General features: G+C 71.2%; 16 protein-coding genes. 14 read left to right on the top strand and 2 right to left on the bottom strand.

Going from position 1 to position 17,654, the window contains the following annotated elements:
• The first annotated feature begins 78 nt into the window (after positions 1 to 78).
• From lepB to SMA5143A_RS21610, 8 genes are all read left to right on the top strand, one after another.
• The gene (gene lepB, locus SMA5143A_RS21645) at positions 79 to 822 is read left to right on the top strand and encodes a signal peptidase I (RefSeq protein ID WP_107464551.1); all 744 of its coding nucleotides are present in this window, start codon (positions 79 to 81) and stop codon (positions 820 to 822) included.
• 58 nt (positions 823 to 880) lie between these two features.
• Complete coding sequence (locus SMA5143A_RS21640) at positions 881 to 1,453, top strand: NUDIX hydrolase (RefSeq protein WP_107464550.1); 573 nt, start codon at positions 881 to 883, stop codon at positions 1,451 to 1,453.
• A 56-nt stretch (positions 1,454 to 1,509) separates the two neighbouring features.
• The gene (locus tag SMA5143A_RS21635; RefSeq protein WP_005311352.1) at positions 1,510 to 1,818 is read left to right on the top strand and encodes a DUF2469 domain-containing protein; all 309 of its coding nucleotides are present in this window, start codon (positions 1,510 to 1,512) and stop codon (positions 1,816 to 1,818) included.
• Positions 1,819 to 2,001: 183 nt separating this feature from the next.
• Positions 2,002 to 2,367, top strand: coding sequence for a YraN family protein (locus SMA5143A_RS21630; protein ID WP_107464549.1), 366 nt, complete (start codon positions 2,002 to 2,004; stop codon positions 2,365 to 2,367).
• Complete coding sequence (locus tag SMA5143A_RS21625; RefSeq protein WP_107464548.1) at positions 2,367 to 3,989, top strand: YifB family Mg chelatase-like AAA ATPase; 1,623 nt, start codon at positions 2,367 to 2,369, stop codon at positions 3,987 to 3,989. The genes SMA5143A_RS21630 and SMA5143A_RS21625 overlap by 1 nt, the downstream gene beginning before the upstream one ends.
• A gap of 34 nt (positions 3,990 to 4,023) precedes the next feature.
• Positions 4,024 to 5,184, top strand: coding sequence for a DNA-processing protein DprA (dprA, locus tag SMA5143A_RS21620; protein ID WP_107464547.1), 1,161 nt, complete (start codon positions 4,024 to 4,026; stop codon positions 5,182 to 5,184).
• Between the two features lie 273 nt (positions 5,185 to 5,457).
• Positions 5,458 to 6,294, top strand: coding sequence for an RNA polymerase sigma factor WhiG (gene whiG, locus SMA5143A_RS21615; RefSeq protein WP_055541821.1), 837 nt, complete (start codon positions 5,458 to 5,460; stop codon positions 6,292 to 6,294).
• Between the two features lie 176 nt (positions 6,295 to 6,470).
• On the top strand, positions 6,471 to 7,028 hold the full coding sequence (locus tag SMA5143A_RS21610; protein ID WP_099970725.1) for a TetR/AcrR family transcriptional regulator: 558 nt from the start codon (positions 6,471 to 6,473) through the stop codon (positions 7,026 to 7,028).
• 479 nt (positions 7,029 to 7,507) lie between these two features.
• Here SMA5143A_RS21610 and SMA5143A_RS21605 read toward each other — a convergent pair whose 3' ends face one another.
• Positions 7,508 to 8,044, bottom strand: coding sequence for a M23 family metallopeptidase (locus SMA5143A_RS21605; protein WP_107464581.1), 537 nt, complete (start codon positions 8,042 to 8,044; stop codon positions 7,508 to 7,510).
• A gap of 674 nt (positions 8,045 to 8,718) precedes the next feature.
• On the opposite strand from SMA5143A_RS21605, the gene rpsB reads away from it, so the two are divergent.
• The 6 genes from rpsB to SMA5143A_RS21575 all read left to right on the top strand — a co-directional run bounded on the left by rpsB (position 8,719) and on the right by SMA5143A_RS21575 (position 14,023).
• Positions 8,719 to 9,612, top strand: coding sequence for a 30S ribosomal protein S2 (gene rpsB / locus SMA5143A_RS21600; protein ID WP_107464546.1), 894 nt, complete (start codon positions 8,719 to 8,721; stop codon positions 9,610 to 9,612).
• A 180-nt stretch (positions 9,613 to 9,792) separates the two neighbouring features.
• Positions 9,793 to 10,629 carry a translation elongation factor Ts gene (gene tsf / locus SMA5143A_RS21595; RefSeq protein WP_107464545.1) on the top strand — a complete coding sequence of 279 codons (837 nt, stop codon included), beginning with the start codon at positions 9,793 to 9,795 and terminating at the stop codon, positions 10,627 to 10,629.
• 190 nt (positions 10,630 to 10,819) lie between these two features.
• Entirely contained in the window at positions 10,820 to 11,578 is a 759-nt protein-coding gene (gene pyrH, locus SMA5143A_RS21590) for a UMP kinase (RefSeq protein ID WP_107464544.1), read from the top strand.
• 155 nt (positions 11,579 to 11,733) lie between these two features.
• On the top strand, positions 11,734 to 12,291 hold the full coding sequence (frr, locus tag SMA5143A_RS21585) for a ribosome recycling factor (RefSeq protein WP_045561444.1): 558 nt from the start codon (positions 11,734 to 11,736) through the stop codon (positions 12,289 to 12,291).
• Positions 12,291 to 13,418: a phosphatidate cytidylyltransferase gene (locus SMA5143A_RS21580; protein WP_107464543.1), complete on the top strand. Its 1,128-nt coding sequence runs from the start codon at positions 12,291 to 12,293 to the stop codon at positions 13,416 to 13,418. The genes frr and SMA5143A_RS21580 overlap by 1 nt, the downstream gene beginning before the upstream one ends.
• A gap of 155 nt (positions 13,419 to 13,573) precedes the next feature.
• Complete coding sequence (locus tag SMA5143A_RS21575; RefSeq protein WP_107464542.1) at positions 13,574 to 14,023, top strand: SRPBCC family protein; 450 nt, start codon at positions 13,574 to 13,576, stop codon at positions 14,021 to 14,023.
• 151 nt (positions 14,024 to 14,174) lie between these two features.
• On the opposite strand, the gene SMA5143A_RS21570 is transcribed toward SMA5143A_RS21575, so the two are convergent.
• Positions 14,175 to 17,600: a S8 family serine peptidase gene (locus SMA5143A_RS21570; RefSeq protein WP_146193926.1), complete on the bottom strand. Its 3,426-nt coding sequence runs from the start codon at positions 17,598 to 17,600 to the stop codon at positions 14,175 to 14,177.
• Positions 17,601 to 17,654 lie beyond the last annotated feature (54 nt).

Genomic DNA, 17,654 nt, shown 5'->3' with positions numbered 1-17,654 from the left:
GCCGTCCCAGATCGCCGATCACCCGTGGCTCCGCACGGCGCCCGGGCGATCGAATCTCCGAACTGGGGGAGCACTGGGATGAGCGGGACGACAGGCCGTACGGACGAGGGCCGCGGACGGCTCGGCAGCAAGCTGTCGGGGCTGGCCGTGGCCCTCGGCTGTGTGCTCTTCCTCGGCGGCTTCCTGTGGGGCGCCGTCGTCTACCAGCCCTACACGGTGCCGACCGACTCCATGTCGCCCACCATCACCTCCGGCGACCGCATCCTGGCCCAACGGGTCGACGGCGCCGACATCCAGCGCGGTGACGTCGTGGTCTTTCGGGAGGAGGCCTGGGGCAACTCGCCCATGGTCAAGCGGGTCGTCGCGGTCGGCGGGGACACGGTCGCCTGCTGCACCGACGGCAAGCTGACCGTCAACGGCAAGAAGATCGACGAGGGGTATCTGCCGAAGGGCCAGGACGCCGAGCTGACCGGCATCCCCGAGATCACCGTCCCCAAGGGTCGCCTCTTCCTCCTCGGTGACGAACGCAGCGGCTCCCTGGACTCCACCGCCCACCTCGCCGAGGCCGGCCAGGGCACGGTGCCGCGGGGCAACGTCGACGCGCGCGTGGACGCCGTCGTCTGGCCGATGGACGGCATGCTGGCCCGCCCCACGGGCTTCGAGAAGCTGGGCGCGCTGTCCTCTCCCGGCCCGCTGCGGCTGATCACCGCCGCGCTGGTCGTGGGCATGCTGCTCGTCCTGGGCGGCGCTGCCTACGGCCCCGTGGCCAAGCGGCTCGGCGGTCGCGACCGCACGCCGACGGAGCCCGCCCGTGTCGGCTGAGCCGTCGCGTGAGCCGTCCTGCGGTGGGTCGTCGAAGCCGCCGAACGCGCAGCCGCCGGTGTCCTCGTACGGGGCCTCGTACAGCCCGTACGGCGGTGACGACCGGGCTGCCGGGGGCGCGGCCGAGGACACGTACGAGGGCGGGCTGCGCAAGGTGGCCCGGGTGATCCTGCTGGATCCTCTGGACCGGATCCTCCTGCTGCACGGGCATGAACCGGACGAGCCGAAGGACGACTGGTGGTTCACTCCCGGCGGCGGCGTCGAGGGAGCCGAGACCCTGGAGGAGGCCGCGCTGCGGGAACTCGCCGAGGAGACCGGGATCACGGACGCCGAGCTGGGCCAGGTCCTCTGGCGGCGGAGGTGCTCCTTCCCCTTCGCCGGGCGCCGCTGGGACCAGGACGAGTGGTACTTCCTGGCCCGTACGGCCGTCGCACACCAGCCGCTGCCCGGTGCGGCGGGCCTGACCGAGCTGGAACGGCGCACCGTCGCGGGAGCACGCTGGTGGACGTGCGGGGAACTCACCCGCACGCATGAGACTGTGTACCCGACCAGACTCGCCGAACTGCTGCGCACGCTGCTCGACGAGGGTCCCCCGGCCCAGCCCGTGGTCCTCGAGACCGAAATTGTCTAGAGGCGTGCGGGGCTGGCGCACAATGGTGGGATCGCACGGCTGAAGGGGAACATGCCATGAGCGCCGAGGACCTCGAGAAGTACGAGACCGAGATGGAGCTGAAGCTCTACCGGGAGTACCGCGATGTCGTCGGTCTGTTCAAATACGTGATCGAGACCGAGCGGCGCTTCTACCTCACCAACGACTACGAGATGCAGGTGCACTCGGTGCAGGGCGAGGTGTTCTTCGAGGTCTCCATGGCGGACGCCTGGGTGTGGGACATGTACCGCCCGGCCCGGTTCGTGAAGCAGGTGCGGGTGCTCACGTTCAAGGACGTGAACATCGAGGAGCTCAACAAGAGCGATCTGGAGCTGCCGGGCAGCTGAGGCCGGGGTCGACGTCCGGGGGACGTCTGGGCCGAAGCGGGTGTCGGGGCCGGGTGTCGCTGTGCGGCGAGTGCTGTCGTCATCCGTGTGGGTGACAAGGTTGTCCACAATCGTCGGCTTTTCCACCAAGATCCAATAGCGGGCGGGGATGCCCTCAGTGTTGGCGCCGGAGGTGGTGCCGACATGGGCAACGCACGAGGAGCACTCGGCAGGTACGGCGAGGAGCTGGCCGCACGGCGGCTGGCCGAGGCCGGGATGACGGTTCTGGAGCGCAACTGGCGCTGCGGCAGGACCGGCGAGATCGACATCGTGGCCAAGGACGGCGACGCGCTGGTCGTCTGCGAGGTAAAGACCCGGAGGGCCGGCCCCTTCGAACACCCGATGGCAGCCGTCACGCCCACCAAGGCGGAACGCCTGCGCGGCCTGGCCGAACGCTGGCTCCAGGAACACGGAGGGGCCCCACCGGGCGGCGTCCGCGTCGACGTCGTGGGAGTCGTCCTGCCCCACCGCGGGGCACCCGTCGTGGAACACGTGCGGGGGGTGGCCTGATGGGATTCGCCCGCACCTGCTCCGTGGCCCTCGTGGGCGTGGAGGGCGTCGTCGTCGAGGTCCAGGCGGACCTGGAACCGGGCGTGGCGGCCTTCACGCTGGTGGGCCTACCGGACAAGAGCCTGACGGAGAGCAAGGACCGGGTCAGGGCGGCGGTGGTGAATTCCGGCGCCGAGTGGCCCCAGAAGAAGCTGACGGTGGGACTCAGTCCCGCGTCGGTGCCCAAGGCCGGCAGCGGCTTCGACCTGGCGGTCGCCAGTGCGGTCCTGGGTGCCTCCGAGCGGATCGATCCACGGGTGCTCTCCGACATCGTGATGATCGGTGAGCTGGGACTCGACGGGAGGGTCCGCCCGGTGCGGGGCATCCTGCCCGCTGTCCTGGCGGCCGCAGAGGCCGGGTACGAACAAGTGGTCGTGCCGGAGTGCTCCGCCGCGGAGGCGTCCCTGGTGCCCGGGGTGTCGGTGCTGGGCGTTCGCACCTTGCGGCAACTGATCGCCGTGCTCGCCGATGAGCCCGTGCCGGACGAGGAGCCCGACGAGGGACGTCCGGATCCCCTGCTGGCGGGGCTGCGCATGCCGGGCACGGGCGCCGCCACCGGTATGCACACCACGGGCGCCGCCCCGCAGGACCAGGGCCACGATCTGGCCGATGTCGTCGGGCAGCTCGCGGCGCGGACCGCGGTCGAGGTGGCGGCGGCGGGGGGACACCACCTCTTCCTCGAAGGCCCACCGGGCGCGGGGAAGACGATGCTCGCGGAGCGGCTGCCGGCCATCCTGCCGGAACTGGGCCGGGAGGAGTCCTTGGAGGTCACGGCCGTCCACTCGATCGCCGGGCTGCTTCCGGCGGGAAAGCCACTGGTCGATACGGCGCCCTATTGCGCGCCGCACCACTCGGCGACGATGCAGGCCCTCGTCGGGGGAGGCCAGGGCATCGCCCGGCCCGGCGCGGTGTCGTTGGCCCACCGCGGGGTGCTCTTCCTCGATGAGACTCCCGAGTTCAGCAGCCAGGCACTGGACGCCCTGCGCCAGCCCTTGGAGGCGGGCCACGTCGTGATCGCGCGCAGTGCCGGGGTCGTCCGGTTCCCCGCGAAGTTCCTCATGGTGCTTGCCGCCAATCCGTGCCCGTGCGGGCGTTTCTCCCGGACCGACGACCTGTGCGAGTGCCCGTCGGCCTCGATTCGGCGGTATCAGGCCCGGTTGTCCGGGCCGCTGCTGGACCGGGTCGATCTGCGTGTCGAGATCGACCGGGTCACCCGGTCCGAGCTCACCCAGCGAGGCGCCCGAGGCGAATCCACGGCGACGGTGGCAGCCCGGGTGCGTGCGGCCAGGGAACGCGCCGCGCTGCGACTGGCCGGCACGCCGTGGCGCACGAACAGCGAGATCCCCGGGCGGGAGCTGCGCAGCAGGTGGCATGCGGCGCCAGGCGCCATGGACGAGGCAGAGCGGAGCCTGGAGAGGGGCATCCTGACGGCGCGGGGACTGGACCGGGTTCTGCGGGTCGCCTGGACGATCGCGGACCTCGTAGGCCACGAGCGTCCCGATGCGGTGGACGTCAATCTGGCTCTGCAACTGCGCACCGGCGTTCCGCGGGGAGTGCCCATGGCGATCGGAGCCCTGGTATGAGGCCGGAGCACCGCGACGCGCGGGTGGGTGGGCCATGACCGGCGGCGGCGCCTCGGACGCCGAGCGGGTCGATCGGGCCTTCCTCGCCCGCGTCGTCGAACCCGGGGACGAGCTCGCCGGGCGATGGCTACGGGAGCTGGGGGCGGCGGAGACCGCGCGGCGGCTTTCCGAGGGAGGTGGGCCGCTGCCGGGCGCGTCGGAGAAGCGGTGGGCGGGGCTGCGGTCCCGCGCCGCGCGCGCCGACCCGGAGGAAGACCTCGCACAGGCCCGGGCGGCCGGCGTCAGATTCCTGGTGCCGGGGGACGTGGAGTGGCCCGGGCAGCTGGATGATCTGGGGGACGGGAGGCCGGTCGGGCTCTGGGTGCGGGGGGCGGCCCATGTCCGGATGTGGGCCCTGCGGTCCGTGGCCGTCGTCGGGGCCAGGGCCTGCACGGAGTACGGGGCGCACATGGCGGCCGTACTGGGGGCGGGGCTGGCCGAGCGCGGCTGGGTGGTGGTGTCCGGCGGCGCCTACGGCGTCGACGGTGCGGCCCACCGGGGCGTGCTCGGGGTCGGCGGGGCCACCGTCGCCGTGCTGGCCTGCGGGGTGGACCGGCCGTATCCACGGGGCCATGCCCAACTGATCAACAGGATCGCCGAACAGGGGCTCGTGGTGGGGGAGCTGCCGCCGGGCGAGCATCCCACCCAGAGTCGCTTCATCCTGCGGAACAGGGTCATCGCCGCCCTCACCAGAGGCACCGTGGTCGTCGAGGCGGCCCACCGCAGCGGCGCCCTGGTCACCGCGCGGGCCGCGCAGCGGCTGGGGCGGTTCACGATGGGTGTGCCCGGACCGGCGACCTCGGCCCTGTCGGCGGGGGTGCACGAGCTGCTGCGCGGCGACGCCGTGCTCGTGTCGGACGCCGCGGAGATCGTCGAGCTGGTCGGCGACATGGGCGAGCTGGCGCCCGCCAAGCGGGGCCCGGTCCTCCCGCGTGACCTGCTCGAACCCGGTGCGCGACAGGTCCTGGCCGCGCTGCCGGGGCGGGGCGCGGCGGCCGTCGACGCGGTGGCCAGGGGCGCCGGGACGACCGTGGACGACGCGGTCGGGAGACTGTACGAACTCCGCGCACTTGGTTACGTCGAACGACACGGCGACACCTGGAAGTTGACACGCCAGGCGATGATCTCCGTTTCTTCGGATCGGAGGCCAAGTTGACCGTGCGTGTTCGGCCGTCCGGGGGAACGCCGACAGCCTTGCGGTTTCCGGTAGTTGGGCCCGGCGCCTCCGTCACACAGTGCGACTGGCGTGACCTCGGGGGGCTCCCAGCGGAACGTATCTGCGCGCGGGTGATCCCTCGGCCTTCGCGCACTGCGACTCCCCAGTCACGCTACGCTCACGAGGATTCCGACTCAGACAGGCATCTCGACATCAGACCGACAGCTCACCCAGGCACCCCCCAGTTCACGGCAGAACGGCACAAGGCGACGAATGCCCCAGCACACCTCCGGGTCTGACCGGGCGGCGGTACCGTCCGCCGCTCGCGGCACCGTGCGCCCGCCCGCCCCCTCGACACTCGACGAGCTGTGGCGGACGTACAAGACGACGAACGACGAACGACTGCGCGAGCAACTGATCCTCCACTACTCACCCCTGGTGAAGTACGTCGCGGGCCGGGTGAGCGTCGGCCTGCCGGCCAACGTCGAGCAGGCGGACTTCGTCTCCTCCGGGGTCTTCGGGCTCATCGACGCGATCGAGAAGTTCGACATCGATCGGGAGATCAAGTTCGAGACGTATGCGATCACCCGGATCCGGGGCGCGATGATCGACGAACTGCGAGCTCTGGACTGGATCCCGCGCTCCGTGCGGCAGAAGGCGCGCAATGTGGAGCGGGCCTACGCCACCCTGGAGTCCCGCCTCAGACGCACCCCGTCCGAGGGGGAGGTCGCCGCCGAGATGGGTATCCCGGTCGACGAACTCCACTCCGTCTTCAGCCAGTTGTCGCTGGCCAACGTGGTGGCCCTGGAGGAGCTGCTGCACGTCGGGGGTGAAGGCGGTGACCGGCTGAGCCTGATGGACACGCTGGAGGACACCGCCGCGGACAACCCGGTGGAGGTGGCGGAGGACCGGGAGCTGCGGAGGTTTCTGGCACGGGCCATCAACACGCTGCCCGAGCGGGAGAAGACCGTTGTCACGCTGTACTACTACGAGGGGCTCACACTCGCCGAGATCGGCAATGTGCTCGGGGTGACCGAGAGCCGGGTGAGCCAGATCCACACGAAGTCGGTGCTCCAGCTGCGGGCCAAGCTGGCGAGTTTCGGCCGTTGAGCTGCGGGGTGCCGGGGTAGCGGGGGCCGGAAGATCGGGGCGGCGGAGGATCGGAGCGGTCGGGGTGGGGGAGGGCCGGTCGGGGGCTGGAGGGGCGGCCGGTCGAGGGAAGGCACTCCCGTGGGTGGCGGTCCGTCCGTAGAGTGGTTTACGTGCCAAGGATTCGAGCGGCCTCCGTGGCCGAGCACCGGTCGATGCAGCGAGCCGCCCTGCTGGACGCGGCTCGGTCCCTGCTGTCCGAGGGCGGGACCGAGGCGTTGACGTTCCCGGCCCTCGCCGAGCGCACGGGGCTGGCGCGGTCGTCCGTCTATGAGTACTTCCGGTCCCGGGCAGCCGTGGTCGAGGAACTGTGCGAGGTGGACTTTCCCCTCTGGTCGGCTGAGGTCGAGGCGGCGATGGCGGCTGTCGACCTGCCCGAGGAGAAGGTCGAGGCGTACGTGCGCAAGCAGCTGGCGCTGGTCGGGGATCGGCGCCACCGGGCCGTGGTGGCGATCTCGGCGAGCGAGCTGGACGCGGGCGCCCGGGAGAAGATCCGCGCCGCGCACGGCGGGCTGATCGCGATGATCGTCGAGGCGCTGGCGGCGTTGGGGCAGGCGGAGCCCAGGCTGGCCGCGATGCTGCTCCAGGGTGTCGTGGACGCGGCTGTGCGGCGGATCGAGCTGGGTGCGGCGGAGGAACCGGCCGCCATCACCGACGCGGCGGTCGCGATGGCCCTGCGGGGCGTCCGGGGCTGACCGCGGCGGTGCCCTTGGTGCGGGGTGCGGGGTGCGGCCCCGCTGTGCGGCCGGGCGGCGATGGTGGGGCGTTGACAGCCGGGGCAGGGCGAGCGTCCGCCGGCTGGTGCCGCCGGCCCTCGTCCGTGCGGCCCTGCCCGCCTGGAGGTAACGACATGCGCTGGCCGAGTCCGGCCCAGCCGGGACTGATCTGATCGGCCCGGCCCGGCCTGGCCTGGCGGACCCGCCCTGACAAGCGCCGCCCGCCTGACAGCCTTGCTCGGTTGACTGCGCCAACCGGTAACTGCGCCATCGGGCCTGGCAGCCACGCCCGGCAGCGCCGCCGCCTGGCCGGCTTGGCGGGATCCGCCCCCACGGCACCCCGGTGTGGCTGGTCAGTGGGTCCCTCCTCGGCGTCGACCCGGCCGCGCGTCGGCAGCCGTGCGGGGCTTGCGTTGGTCGTCCTGGCCCGCGCTGGGGCGCCGGAAGCGGCGGGGCCGTCACGCCGGTACCGGGAGAAGGCGGGACGGGCCTCTGCGGAGTAGCCAGGGTGGGAGCAGAGACAAGGGGTTCAGGTACGTGTCGGCTCTGCGGAGGCCCCAGTGGAGGCAGGCCGTGGGGCAGTGGGAGGGGGAGGCTTCCAGAGTGCCGAGGGTGTCTCCCGGGGCCACCTCGGCGCCCTTTCGTACGGATGCCCGGACCGGTTGATAGGTGGTTCGGAGTGGAGGGTCGCCCGTGTTCTTCAGCTCGACCGAGACGACCCCTCGGCCTGCCACTCGGCCCGCGAAGGACACCACACCCGGGGCGACGGCCCGGACGGGCGAGCCGGCGGGGGCCGCCAGGTCGACGCCTCGGTGGCCGCGGGCGTAGGTGGTCGGTGGGGGCTCCCACGCCCGTACCACCAGGGGCCGCAGACCCACGGGCCATGCCCGGCCGATCGCCGGGACCGGGTCGACCGCGTCCACCCCGGTCGACCCACCTGGTGGGTCCGGCACGCCCGGAGCCGCGTGCGGCGCCGACGTCCACGTCATGGCCATGAGCACGGCCAACAGCCCCGCCGACACCGCCGACCGGCCCGACCCCCGCGACCGGCCCGACCCCCGCGACCGGCCCGACCCCCGCGACAGGGCCGACCTCATCGTTGGCATGGACCTCCCGGTCGGTGCCGACCTCCCCGCAGGCGCGGACTTGCTTGCCCGTCCCGTCCGGTCCGACCCTCCCCGCCGAGGTGGCCGTACCGACCCGCCCGGCCGTGAGTACTTGTCCGGCGGTGATGGCCACTCCGGCCGCTTTGGCCACTGCGGCCACCTTGGCCATCTTGGCCACACAAGCAGCCAGCCCGCCCAGGCAAGCCGCCTCGTCCACCTGAGCCACCCGGACCACCCCTCCCGGCTCGGACGCTCCCGGTGGGTTTCTCGGTCGATTCGTTCGTAGGACATGCCCGAAGCGTCGCCCGGTGGAGCGAACGTGGCCGGGAACTGTGGAGTACTGGCCGGTTGTGGACATCGGCGTCACCCGGCGCCTCGCGGGTCCCGTACACTTCTGAAGGCGATCCGGGTCACCGGGTCGACTTCGCACGCCCCGGTACGTGGCCCTCAGCGGTCCGTATCAGCGCCCCTCGGTCCTTAGCGGCAACGGCGCATCGCGGGCGTCAGGCGCGAATGCCGTCCGGTGTTCGCGGCACAACCGAGAAAAACCAAGGAGAACGGCCATGGCCGTCGTCACGATGCGGGAGCTGCTGGAGAGCGGCGTCCACTTCGGTCACCAGACCCGTCGCTGGAACCCGAAGATGAAGCGCTTCATCTTCACCGAGCGCAACGGCATCTACATCATCGACCTGCTCCAGTCGCTGTCGTACATCGACCGCGCCTACGAGTTCGTCAAGGAGACCGTCGCCCACGGCGGCACGGTCATGTTCGTCGGCACGAAGAAGCAGGCGCAGGAGGCCATCGCCGAGCAGGCCACCCGCGTCGGCATGCCCTACGTCAACCAGCGCTGGCTGGGCGGCATGCTCACCAACTTCTCGACCGTCTACAAGCGTCTGCAGCGCCTCAAGGAGCTCGAGCAGATCGACTTCGAGGACGTCGCGTCGTCGGGTCTGACCAAGAAGGAGCTCCTGGTCCTCTCGCGTGAGAAGGCCAAGCTGGAGAAGACCCTCGGTGGTATCCGCGAGATGCAGAAGGTGCCCAGCGCCGTCTGGATCGTGGACACCAAGAAGGAGCACATCGCGGTCGGCGAGGCCCGGAAGCTCAACATCCCGGTCGTCGCCATCCTCGACACCAACTGCGACCCCGACGAGGTCGACTACAAGATCCCGGGCAACGACGACGCGATCCGCTCCGTCACCCTGCTCACCCGTGTGATCGCCGACGCCGTCGCCGAGGGACTCATCTCCCGCTCGCGCGTCGCCACCGGTGAGAAGGGCGAGAAGGCCGCGGGCGAGCCCCTCGCCGAGTGGGAGCGCGACCTGCTCGAGGGCGAGAAGAAGGCGGAGGAGGCCCCGGCCGCCGCCGAGGCTCCGGCTGAGGCCCCCGCTGAGGCCGCTGCCGAGGCTCCCGCTGAGGCCGCTGCCGAGGCCCCGGCCGCCGAGGCCGAGCAGGCCTGACCCGGTCAGCATCCGTCGTGTTGACGGCGGGAGCGGTGACATGAACTCCGCTCCCGCCGTTCACCCGTAGGTCAGCGCCGTGTCGGAGAACTCCATCTGGATGGGTACCGACATCCCGATGCGGACCCCCGACCGCGCGGATCTCCGATCTCCCAGACTTCGAGAAAGACTCACAGACTCATGGCGAACTACACCGCCGCCGACGTCAAGAAGCTCCGCGAGCTCACCGGCGCCGGCATGATGGACTGCAAGAAGGCGCTGGACGAGGCCGAGGGCGACGTCGACAAGGCTGTCGAGGCGCTCCGCATCAAGGGCCAGAAGGGCGTCGCCAAGCGCGAGGGCCGCTCCGCCGAGAACGGCGCCGTGGTCTCCCTCATCGCCGACGACAACACCTCCGGTGTCCTCGTCGAGCTGAAGTGCGAGACGGACTTCGTCGCCAAGGGTGACAAGTTCCAGGCCGCCGCCAACGCGATCGCCGCGCACGTCGCCGCGACCTCCCCCGCCGACCTCGACGCCCTGCTCGCCTCCGAGATCGAGGCCGGAAAGACCGTCCAGGCTTTCGTGGACGAGGCCAACGCCAACCTCGGCGAGAAGATCGTCCTGGACCGCTTCGCGCAGTTCGCCGACGGTTTCGTCTACGCCTACATGCACCGCACCATGCCCGACCTGCCCCCGCAGATCGGTGTCCTGGTCGAGCTGGACAAGGCCGACGCCGACCTGGCCAAGGGTGTCGCCCAGCACATCGCCGCCTTCGCGCCGAAGTACCTCTCCAAGGAGGACGTGCCGGCCGAGGTCGTCGAGTCCGAGCGCCGCGTCGCCGAGGAGACCACCCGCGCCGAGGGCAAGCCCGAGGCCGCCCTGCCGAAGATCGTCGAGGGTCGCCTCAACGGCTTCTTCAAGGACGCCACGCTGCTCGGTCAGCCGTACGCGCTCGACAACAAGAAGTCCGTCCAGAAGGTCCTGGACGAGGCCGGTGTCACCCTGAAGCGCTTCACGCGCATCAAGGTCGGCATCTGAGTCCGTACCGCGACGGACGTCCGGTCCCGATAGGGTCGGAGGCAGTCGTTCGCGTACGCCGTCGCACGCGCGCGTGTGACGGACGACAGCAGATCTGACGAGGAGGCCATTGCCGCGCATGGGATGCGAACATCACCCCACCGGCAATGGCCTTCTTCGTATGTGCGACACGTAAAGAGGCGAGATCTCCATGACCACCAAGCCCGAGAAGAGCGACGACGGCCAGGTACACGGCCGGTTTCTGCTGAAGCTGTCCGGAGAGGCGTTCTCCGGGGGCGGTGGCCTCGGCGTCGACCCGGACGTGGTGCACGCCATCGCCCGGGAGATCGCGGCCGTCGTCCGTGACGGCGCGGAGATCGCGGTCGTCATCGGCGGCGGCAACTTCTTCCGCGGCGCCGAACTCCAGCAGCGCGGCATGGACCGTGCCCGGTCCGACTACATGGGCATGCTCGGCACGGTCATGAACTGCCTCGCCCTCCAGGACTTCCTGGAGAAGGAGGGCATCGACAGCCGGGTCCAGACCGCCATCACCATGGGCCAGGTCGCCGAGCCGTACATCCCGCTGCGCGCCGTGCGCCACCTGGAGAAGGGCCGCGTGGTCATCTTCGGCGCCGGAATGGGCATGCCGTACTTCTCCACCGACACCACCGCCGCCCAGCGAGCCCTGGAGATCGACGCCCAGGCACTGCTGATGGGCAAGAACGGCGTGGACGGGGTCTACGACTCCGACCCCAAGACCAACCCGGACGCGGTCAAGTTCGACTCCCTCGGCTACGGCGAGGTCATCACCCGCGAACTCAAGGTCGCGGACGCCACCGCCATCACGCTCTGCCGCGACAACAAGCTCCCGATCCTCGTGTTCGAGCTTCTCAAGGAGGGCAATATCGCGCGGGCCGTCAAGGGTGAGAAGATCGGCACTCTCGTGGGTGATCAGGGAAGCCGGGCCTGACCGGGTCCTTCCCCTGCCCGGGGGACGGAGCCTGACCGGGGGATGGACAATGTCCTACCGGTCGGGAACCGTGCAGGAACAAGACGCGACGCAGCCGGCCGCCGACGTGACCAAGTACAGCAGCCGGGCCTACTCAAGACACGCAGGAGCAAGTGGTGATCGAAGAGACCCTCCTCGAGGCCGAGGAGAAGATGGAGAAGGCCGTCGTCGTCGCCAAGGACGACTTCGCCGCGATCCGTACCGGTCGTGCGCACCCCGCGATGTTCAACAAGATCGTGGCCGACTACTACGGCGCGCTGACGCCGATCAACCAGCTGGCTTCGTTCTCCGTGCCGGAGCCGCGCATGGCCGTGGTGACCCCGTTCGACAAGACCGCGCTGCGCAACATCGAGCAGGCGATCCGCGACTCGGACCTGGGCGTCAACCCGAGCAACGACGGCAACATCATCCGTGTGGTGTTCCCCGAGCTCACCGAGGAGCGCCGCCGCGACTACATCAAGGTCGCCAAGAGCAAGGCGGAGGACTCCAAGGTGTCCATCCGCTCGGTCCGCCGCAAGGCCAAGGACGCGATCGACAAGCTCGTCAAGGACGGCGAGGTCGGCGAGGACGAGGGCCGTCGTGCGGAGAAGGAGCTCGACGACACCACCGCGAAGTACGTCGCCCAGGTGGACGAGCTGCTCAAGCACAAGGAAGCCGAGCTCCTCGAGGTCTGATGAACGACTCTTCCTGGGGGGCGCCGCCACAAGCCGGGTACTGGGCGCCGACCGACCGGGGACCTGTCCAGGGGCATGCCCCGGCGGGTCCCCCGTACGATGCGACTGAGGACCGGCATCCGATGCAGACTCAGCCCATGCCCATCGTGCCCGACGTACCCGCGCATGGCGGGAACCAGGACGACGACCGGGGGGCGGCTCGGCAGACCGGTCCCCTGTTCCGTGACGAGACCTCGTCGGCGCACCCCCATGGGGAGGCGCCGCAGAAGCCGGAGCCCATGCCCGACGCCCCTCAGCCCGCCCCGCAGAAGAAGAGTGCGGGCCGTGACCTGAGCGCCGCCATAGGGGTCGGTGTCGGGCTCGGCGTGGTCATCGTCGCGTCGCTGTTCATCGTCAAGGCCGTCTTCGTCGGCGTGATAGCGGTCGCCGTCGTGGTCGGCCTGTGGGAGCTCACCTCGCGCCTGCAGGAACGCAAGGGCATCAAGGCGCCGCTCGTGCCGCTCGCGCTCGGCGGTGCCGCCATGGTCGTCGCCGGGTATGTGCGCGGGCCGGAGGGCGCGTGGGTGGCCACGGCGCTGACCGCGCTCGCCGTCCTCGTGTGGCGGATGACGGAACCGCCGGGGAACTATCTGAAGGACGTCACGGCAGGTGTCTTCGCCGCGTTCTACGTGCCGTTCCTCGCCACGTTCGTCGCGCTGATGCTCACCGCGGACGACGGACCGCAGCGGGTCCTCACGTTCCTGGTGCTGACCGTGGTCAGCGACACGGGCGCGTACGCCGTCGGCTGGCGCTTCGGCAAGCACAAGCTCGCCCCCCGCATCAGCCCCGGCAAGACCCGTGAGGGACTGCTCGGCGCGGTCGCCTTCGCCATGGTCGCGGGCGCGCTGCTCATGCAGTTCGTCATCGACGGCGGCACCTGGTGGCAGGGCCTGCTCCTGGGCCTCGCGGTCGCCGCCAGCGCCACCCTCGGTGACCTCGGCGAGTCGATGATCAAGCGGGACCTCGGCATCAAGGACATGGGCACGCTGCTGCCGGGCCACGGCGGGATCATGGACCGGCTGGACTCGCTGCTGCCGACCGCCCCGGTGGTCTGGCTGCTGCTGGTGCTGTTCGTGGGCTCCGGCTGACCGGAACACCCCACGGGTACGCGGTGTCACGCGGGCCCCCGCCCTGGACGACAGGGCGGGGGCCCGCCGCCGTACTCGGCCGCGAGCCGTGGCCCTGGCCGTGGTCGAGTGGGACGATTTCCTCAGAGGGATCACGCCGAAAGGGGGCGGGCAACATGTCCGACTTCCGTGAATCGATCGACATCGACTGCCGCCCGGAGGACGTCTGGGCGTATGTCAGCGACCTCTCCCATCTGCCCGAGTGGCAGGAGAGCGCGGTCGCGAGCGAGCCGCTGGACGCCGGCCCCGTCGGTGTCGGCTCCCGGGTGCGCGTCACCCGGCACTTCGGCCGCCGGAACATTCCGATGACCATGCGGTTCACCGAGTACGAGCCGCCGCGCGCCTGGAGCCTGGAGGGCATCGACGGCCCCGTCCGCACCCATGTGCACGGGGAGATCACCCCGCTCGACCAGGGCCGCCGCTCCCGGGTCACCGTCGAGGTCGACTTCGACGGCCGGGGCATCGGCAAGGTACTCGTCCCCCTCGTCGTACGGCCCCAGATCCGCAAGGAGCTGCCGCGCAACGAGATGCATCTGAAGGACCGTCTGGAGCACGCGTCGGCGTAGCCGCCGACGGGTCCGGCCCGGCCCCCGAGGTGCGGGAACCGGGCCGGAACGGGTGGCGGTGTCGGGGCGTCGGTCGCCGCCCCCTGCGTCACCTCGCTCGAGTCACCTCACTTGGCGAGCCGAGTCACCTCACTTGGCGAGCCGAGTCACCTCACTTGGCGAGTCGGTAGGCGTCGGTGATCGTCTGGCGCACGGTGTTGCCGTTCTTGTCCTTCAGATCCACCAGGAAGGACACGGCCTTGGCGCTCGCCGGGTGCTTCACGCTGACCGAGCGCGCCCCCTTCGCGTCGGTCTTCACAACCAGCGCCTGCCAGGTCCTTCCCCCGTCGAACGAGACCTTCACGGTGAGCGCGGCGACCTGCCCGGCCGCGGCGGCCGCGCCTCTCACCTTCAGCGGCACCGTGAGGGTGCCGCCCGCGGGGGCGGTCCCGCTCAGGCTCAGCTTCGGCGTGAAACGCACCGCCGACAGCGGCAGCGCCACCGTACGGTTCGGGGCCGGCCGCGCCGAGGTGAACGTCCACACCCCGGCGACCTTGGTGCTGGTGGAGGTGTCCGCGGTGGAGCGCTTCGCCTCGACCGTCAGACGGTACGCGGCGGACGCGGCGGGAACCTCGGCGGTCAGCATGTCCGTGGCCCGGCCCTCGCCGAGGATCCGGCCGCCGGACTCCAGCCGGGCGACGCCGCTTGTGACGGCCGAGAACCCGGGGTTGCCGCCGCTGTCGGTGAACAGCGGGATCATCGCGCTGATGGTGTCGCCGGTCCGCTCGGCGCCCTGACCGTCGAGTCCACCGGGCGGGAGATCGGGGCCGACCACCGCGGTGTTGAACTTCAGCGTCTGGCTGGAGCCCGGCTTGTAGGTGACCCGTTCCTTCCGGTAGATCATGCGCGCCTCGCTCCGCGCGTCGAGTTGCGTGGCCGTCCAGGACCAGCGCACTCCGGCGGTGCTGAGGTAGTGCGTGGTGGACAGCGGCAGCTTCTGCTGCTGCGGTTCCTGGACGGGCATGCCGTTGTCGAGCTCGTCCAGCGGCCGGATGTGGACGCGGCCCTTGGCCCCGGTCACGGAGGCGCCGAAGCCGAGCTTCACCTCGGCGACCTCGGCCCGGGTGACGGTGCGGCTGAGGCCGGTGAAGAAGCTGCCCTTGCGGGTGAAGGCGAGCCGGTAGTCGACGTTCTTGCCGGCCGTGCCCGGCCTCTTCCACACGCCGTTGTACTGGGCCCGCAGCGTCGGGGACGCCGGGCCGAGGGCGGCGGTGCGGACCGGCGGCACGCCGGCGGTGAACCACGAGTTGCCCGAGCCCAGGGCCTCGTCGTAGTAGCTGACGGCGGAGGTGACGAGCTTCGCGGCCTTGTCCGGGGCCTTCACGGCGAGTGGCTTCGCCTTGCGGGAGTCGAGGGTGACCTTGAGGTCCTTGGTCACCGCCAGCACCGGCTGCACGAAGAAGCCCAGCTCGTTGTCCTCGGCGAAGACCTGGCTCTCCAGGTGGTAGGTGCCCTTGCGCAGCCGCTGGACCACCGTGCCGTTCGGACGGCTCGGCAGCTCCACGTACCCGCCGTCCCCGTCACGGCGGGTGATCACCGTCGCGTACGTCTGCGCGTTCGCCCCGTCGGCGTCGATGTGCCGCACGGTGACGTCGTACGACTCCACCTCGCGCTCCACTACCAGACCGGTGCGCACCTCCTGGCCGTCTCCCGACGCCAGCACGGTGCCGCCGAAGACACCGTCGACGGTGCCCTTGCGGGTGTCGGCGGTGACGGTGGTCTGGGCGGTGCCGCCGGCCGGAACGGTGAGCTGGGTGTCCTTGACGGTGAACATGCCGGCGGGGGTGGGGTCGCCCGAAGGACCCGTCGCGGCGACGGTCAGTCTCAGGGTGACGGCACGGGTGCCGAGGTTGCGGTACGCGAGGGTCTTGGCGACCGGCTTGTCGTCGGTGTGCGGCCAGGACTGCAGGCCGAAGCCGAGGGAGCCCGGCTCGGCGGCGACCAGGGCGGTGGCGGCGCGCTCCAGGTCCACCCGGCCCGCGCCCTGCTGATGAGCCTGCAACCGCGGATTCGGCTTGGCCGAACCGGTCAGGACCGTCTTCAGCCGGGCCCCGCTCCAGTCCGGGTGCTGCTGGAGCAGCAGGGCGGCGGCGCCCGCGACATGCGGGGCGGCCATGGACGTACCGGTCTGGGCGACGTATCCCTCGCTGGAGGGCTGTTCGCTCTGCGTGGTCAGGGCGGCGGTGATCTCGACACCGGGGCCGGTGATGTCCGGCTTGGGTGTGCCGTCGCGGTTCGGGCCGAGGCTGGAGAAGTCGCCGAGCTGGTCCTGCTTGTCCACGGCACCGACGGTGAGCGCCGCGGGGGCGCTCCCGGGCGACTGGATGGTGCCGGGCCCGTCGCCGCCCTTGTTGCCGGCGGACACCACGAACAGGGCCTTGCCGGAGAGCCGGGCGACGGCGGCCTCCATCGGGTCGAGGCCCGGCTCGTCGCCACCGCCGAGGCTCATGTTGACGATCTGCGCGCCCTGGTCGACGGCCCATTGCATGCCGGCGACGATGCCCGAGATGTCACCGAGGCCGTCGTCGGCCAGCACCTTGCCGTCGAGCAGCTTCACGTCGGGCGCCACGCCCTTGTAGCGGCCGCCGGACTTCGCGCCGCTGCCGGCGACGATGGAGGCCACGTGGGTGCCGTGACCGTAGCGGTCCTTGACGTCGGGGGCCCCGCTGAAGTTCTTCTGGGCGATCTCCAGGCCCTTGAGGTCCGGGTGGGTCTGATCGACACCCGAGTCCAGGACCGCCACCTTGACGCCCTTGCCGGTGTAGCCGGACTTCCACATGGCGGGCGCGCCGATCTGCGGCACGCTCTCGGCGAGGGTGGCCCGGACCTTGGCGTCCAGCCACACATGGGCGAGGGGCCGTTCGGGGGCCGCCGCACCGCCTCCGCCTGCCGTGGGGGCCGGGGAACGGCCGGTGACGGCCGCCCACAGCGCCGGGGCGTCGGTCTTGGGCGCCTCGAAGGCCTCGCCGTCGACGGCGGGCAGCGCTCGGCGCTCCCGCACGGCCACGCCCGCGAACCGGTCGCGGGCGGGGGCGGACGGGTTCGCCTTCGCACCGTCCCCCCGGTAGCCGACGATCAGCGGCAGCGTGCGGCGGTGCGCGTCGTCGTACCCGTCCTCGACCAGCTGCGCGACGTCGAACAGCTGCCGGTCGAGCAGTCCGTCGGCGATCGGGCGCAGGGCGTCCTGCGGGACGACATAGGTGTGCCCGGCCTCACGCCGGACCGAGAAGCCGATCTTCTCGCGGCCCTTGCCGCGGGTGAGCCCGACGACCTGGCCGTCGGGGCCGACGGCCACACGATCGCCGGTGATCAAGGTGACGGTAGCGGCCGGCCGCGCCCCGGCCATGGTCCCGGCCCCGCCCTGGGCGCCCCCGCCGACAGCCGCCCCCGGCCCCGCTCCCGACTCCGCCCCCGGCGCCGCCTCCGCTCCGTGCGCCGATGCCGACTGCGCTCCCGACGCCGACACCGCCCCCGTGACCATGGCCCCGGCCATCACGCCGGCCAGCGCCACCGTCCTCACGCGTAATACGGATCCCATGCGCGTCCCCCCGTTCCCGTGTGCGTTCTCCGGTATCACGCGCACGACAGGTGT

It is taken from the genome of Streptomyces sp. MA5143a, from assembly GCF_900290235.1.
In the GTDB taxonomy this organism is placed as follows: Bacteria; Actinomycetota; Actinomycetes; order Streptomycetales; family Streptomycetaceae; genus Streptomyces.
This window is presented reverse-complemented; position numbering and strand designations above follow the sequence as displayed.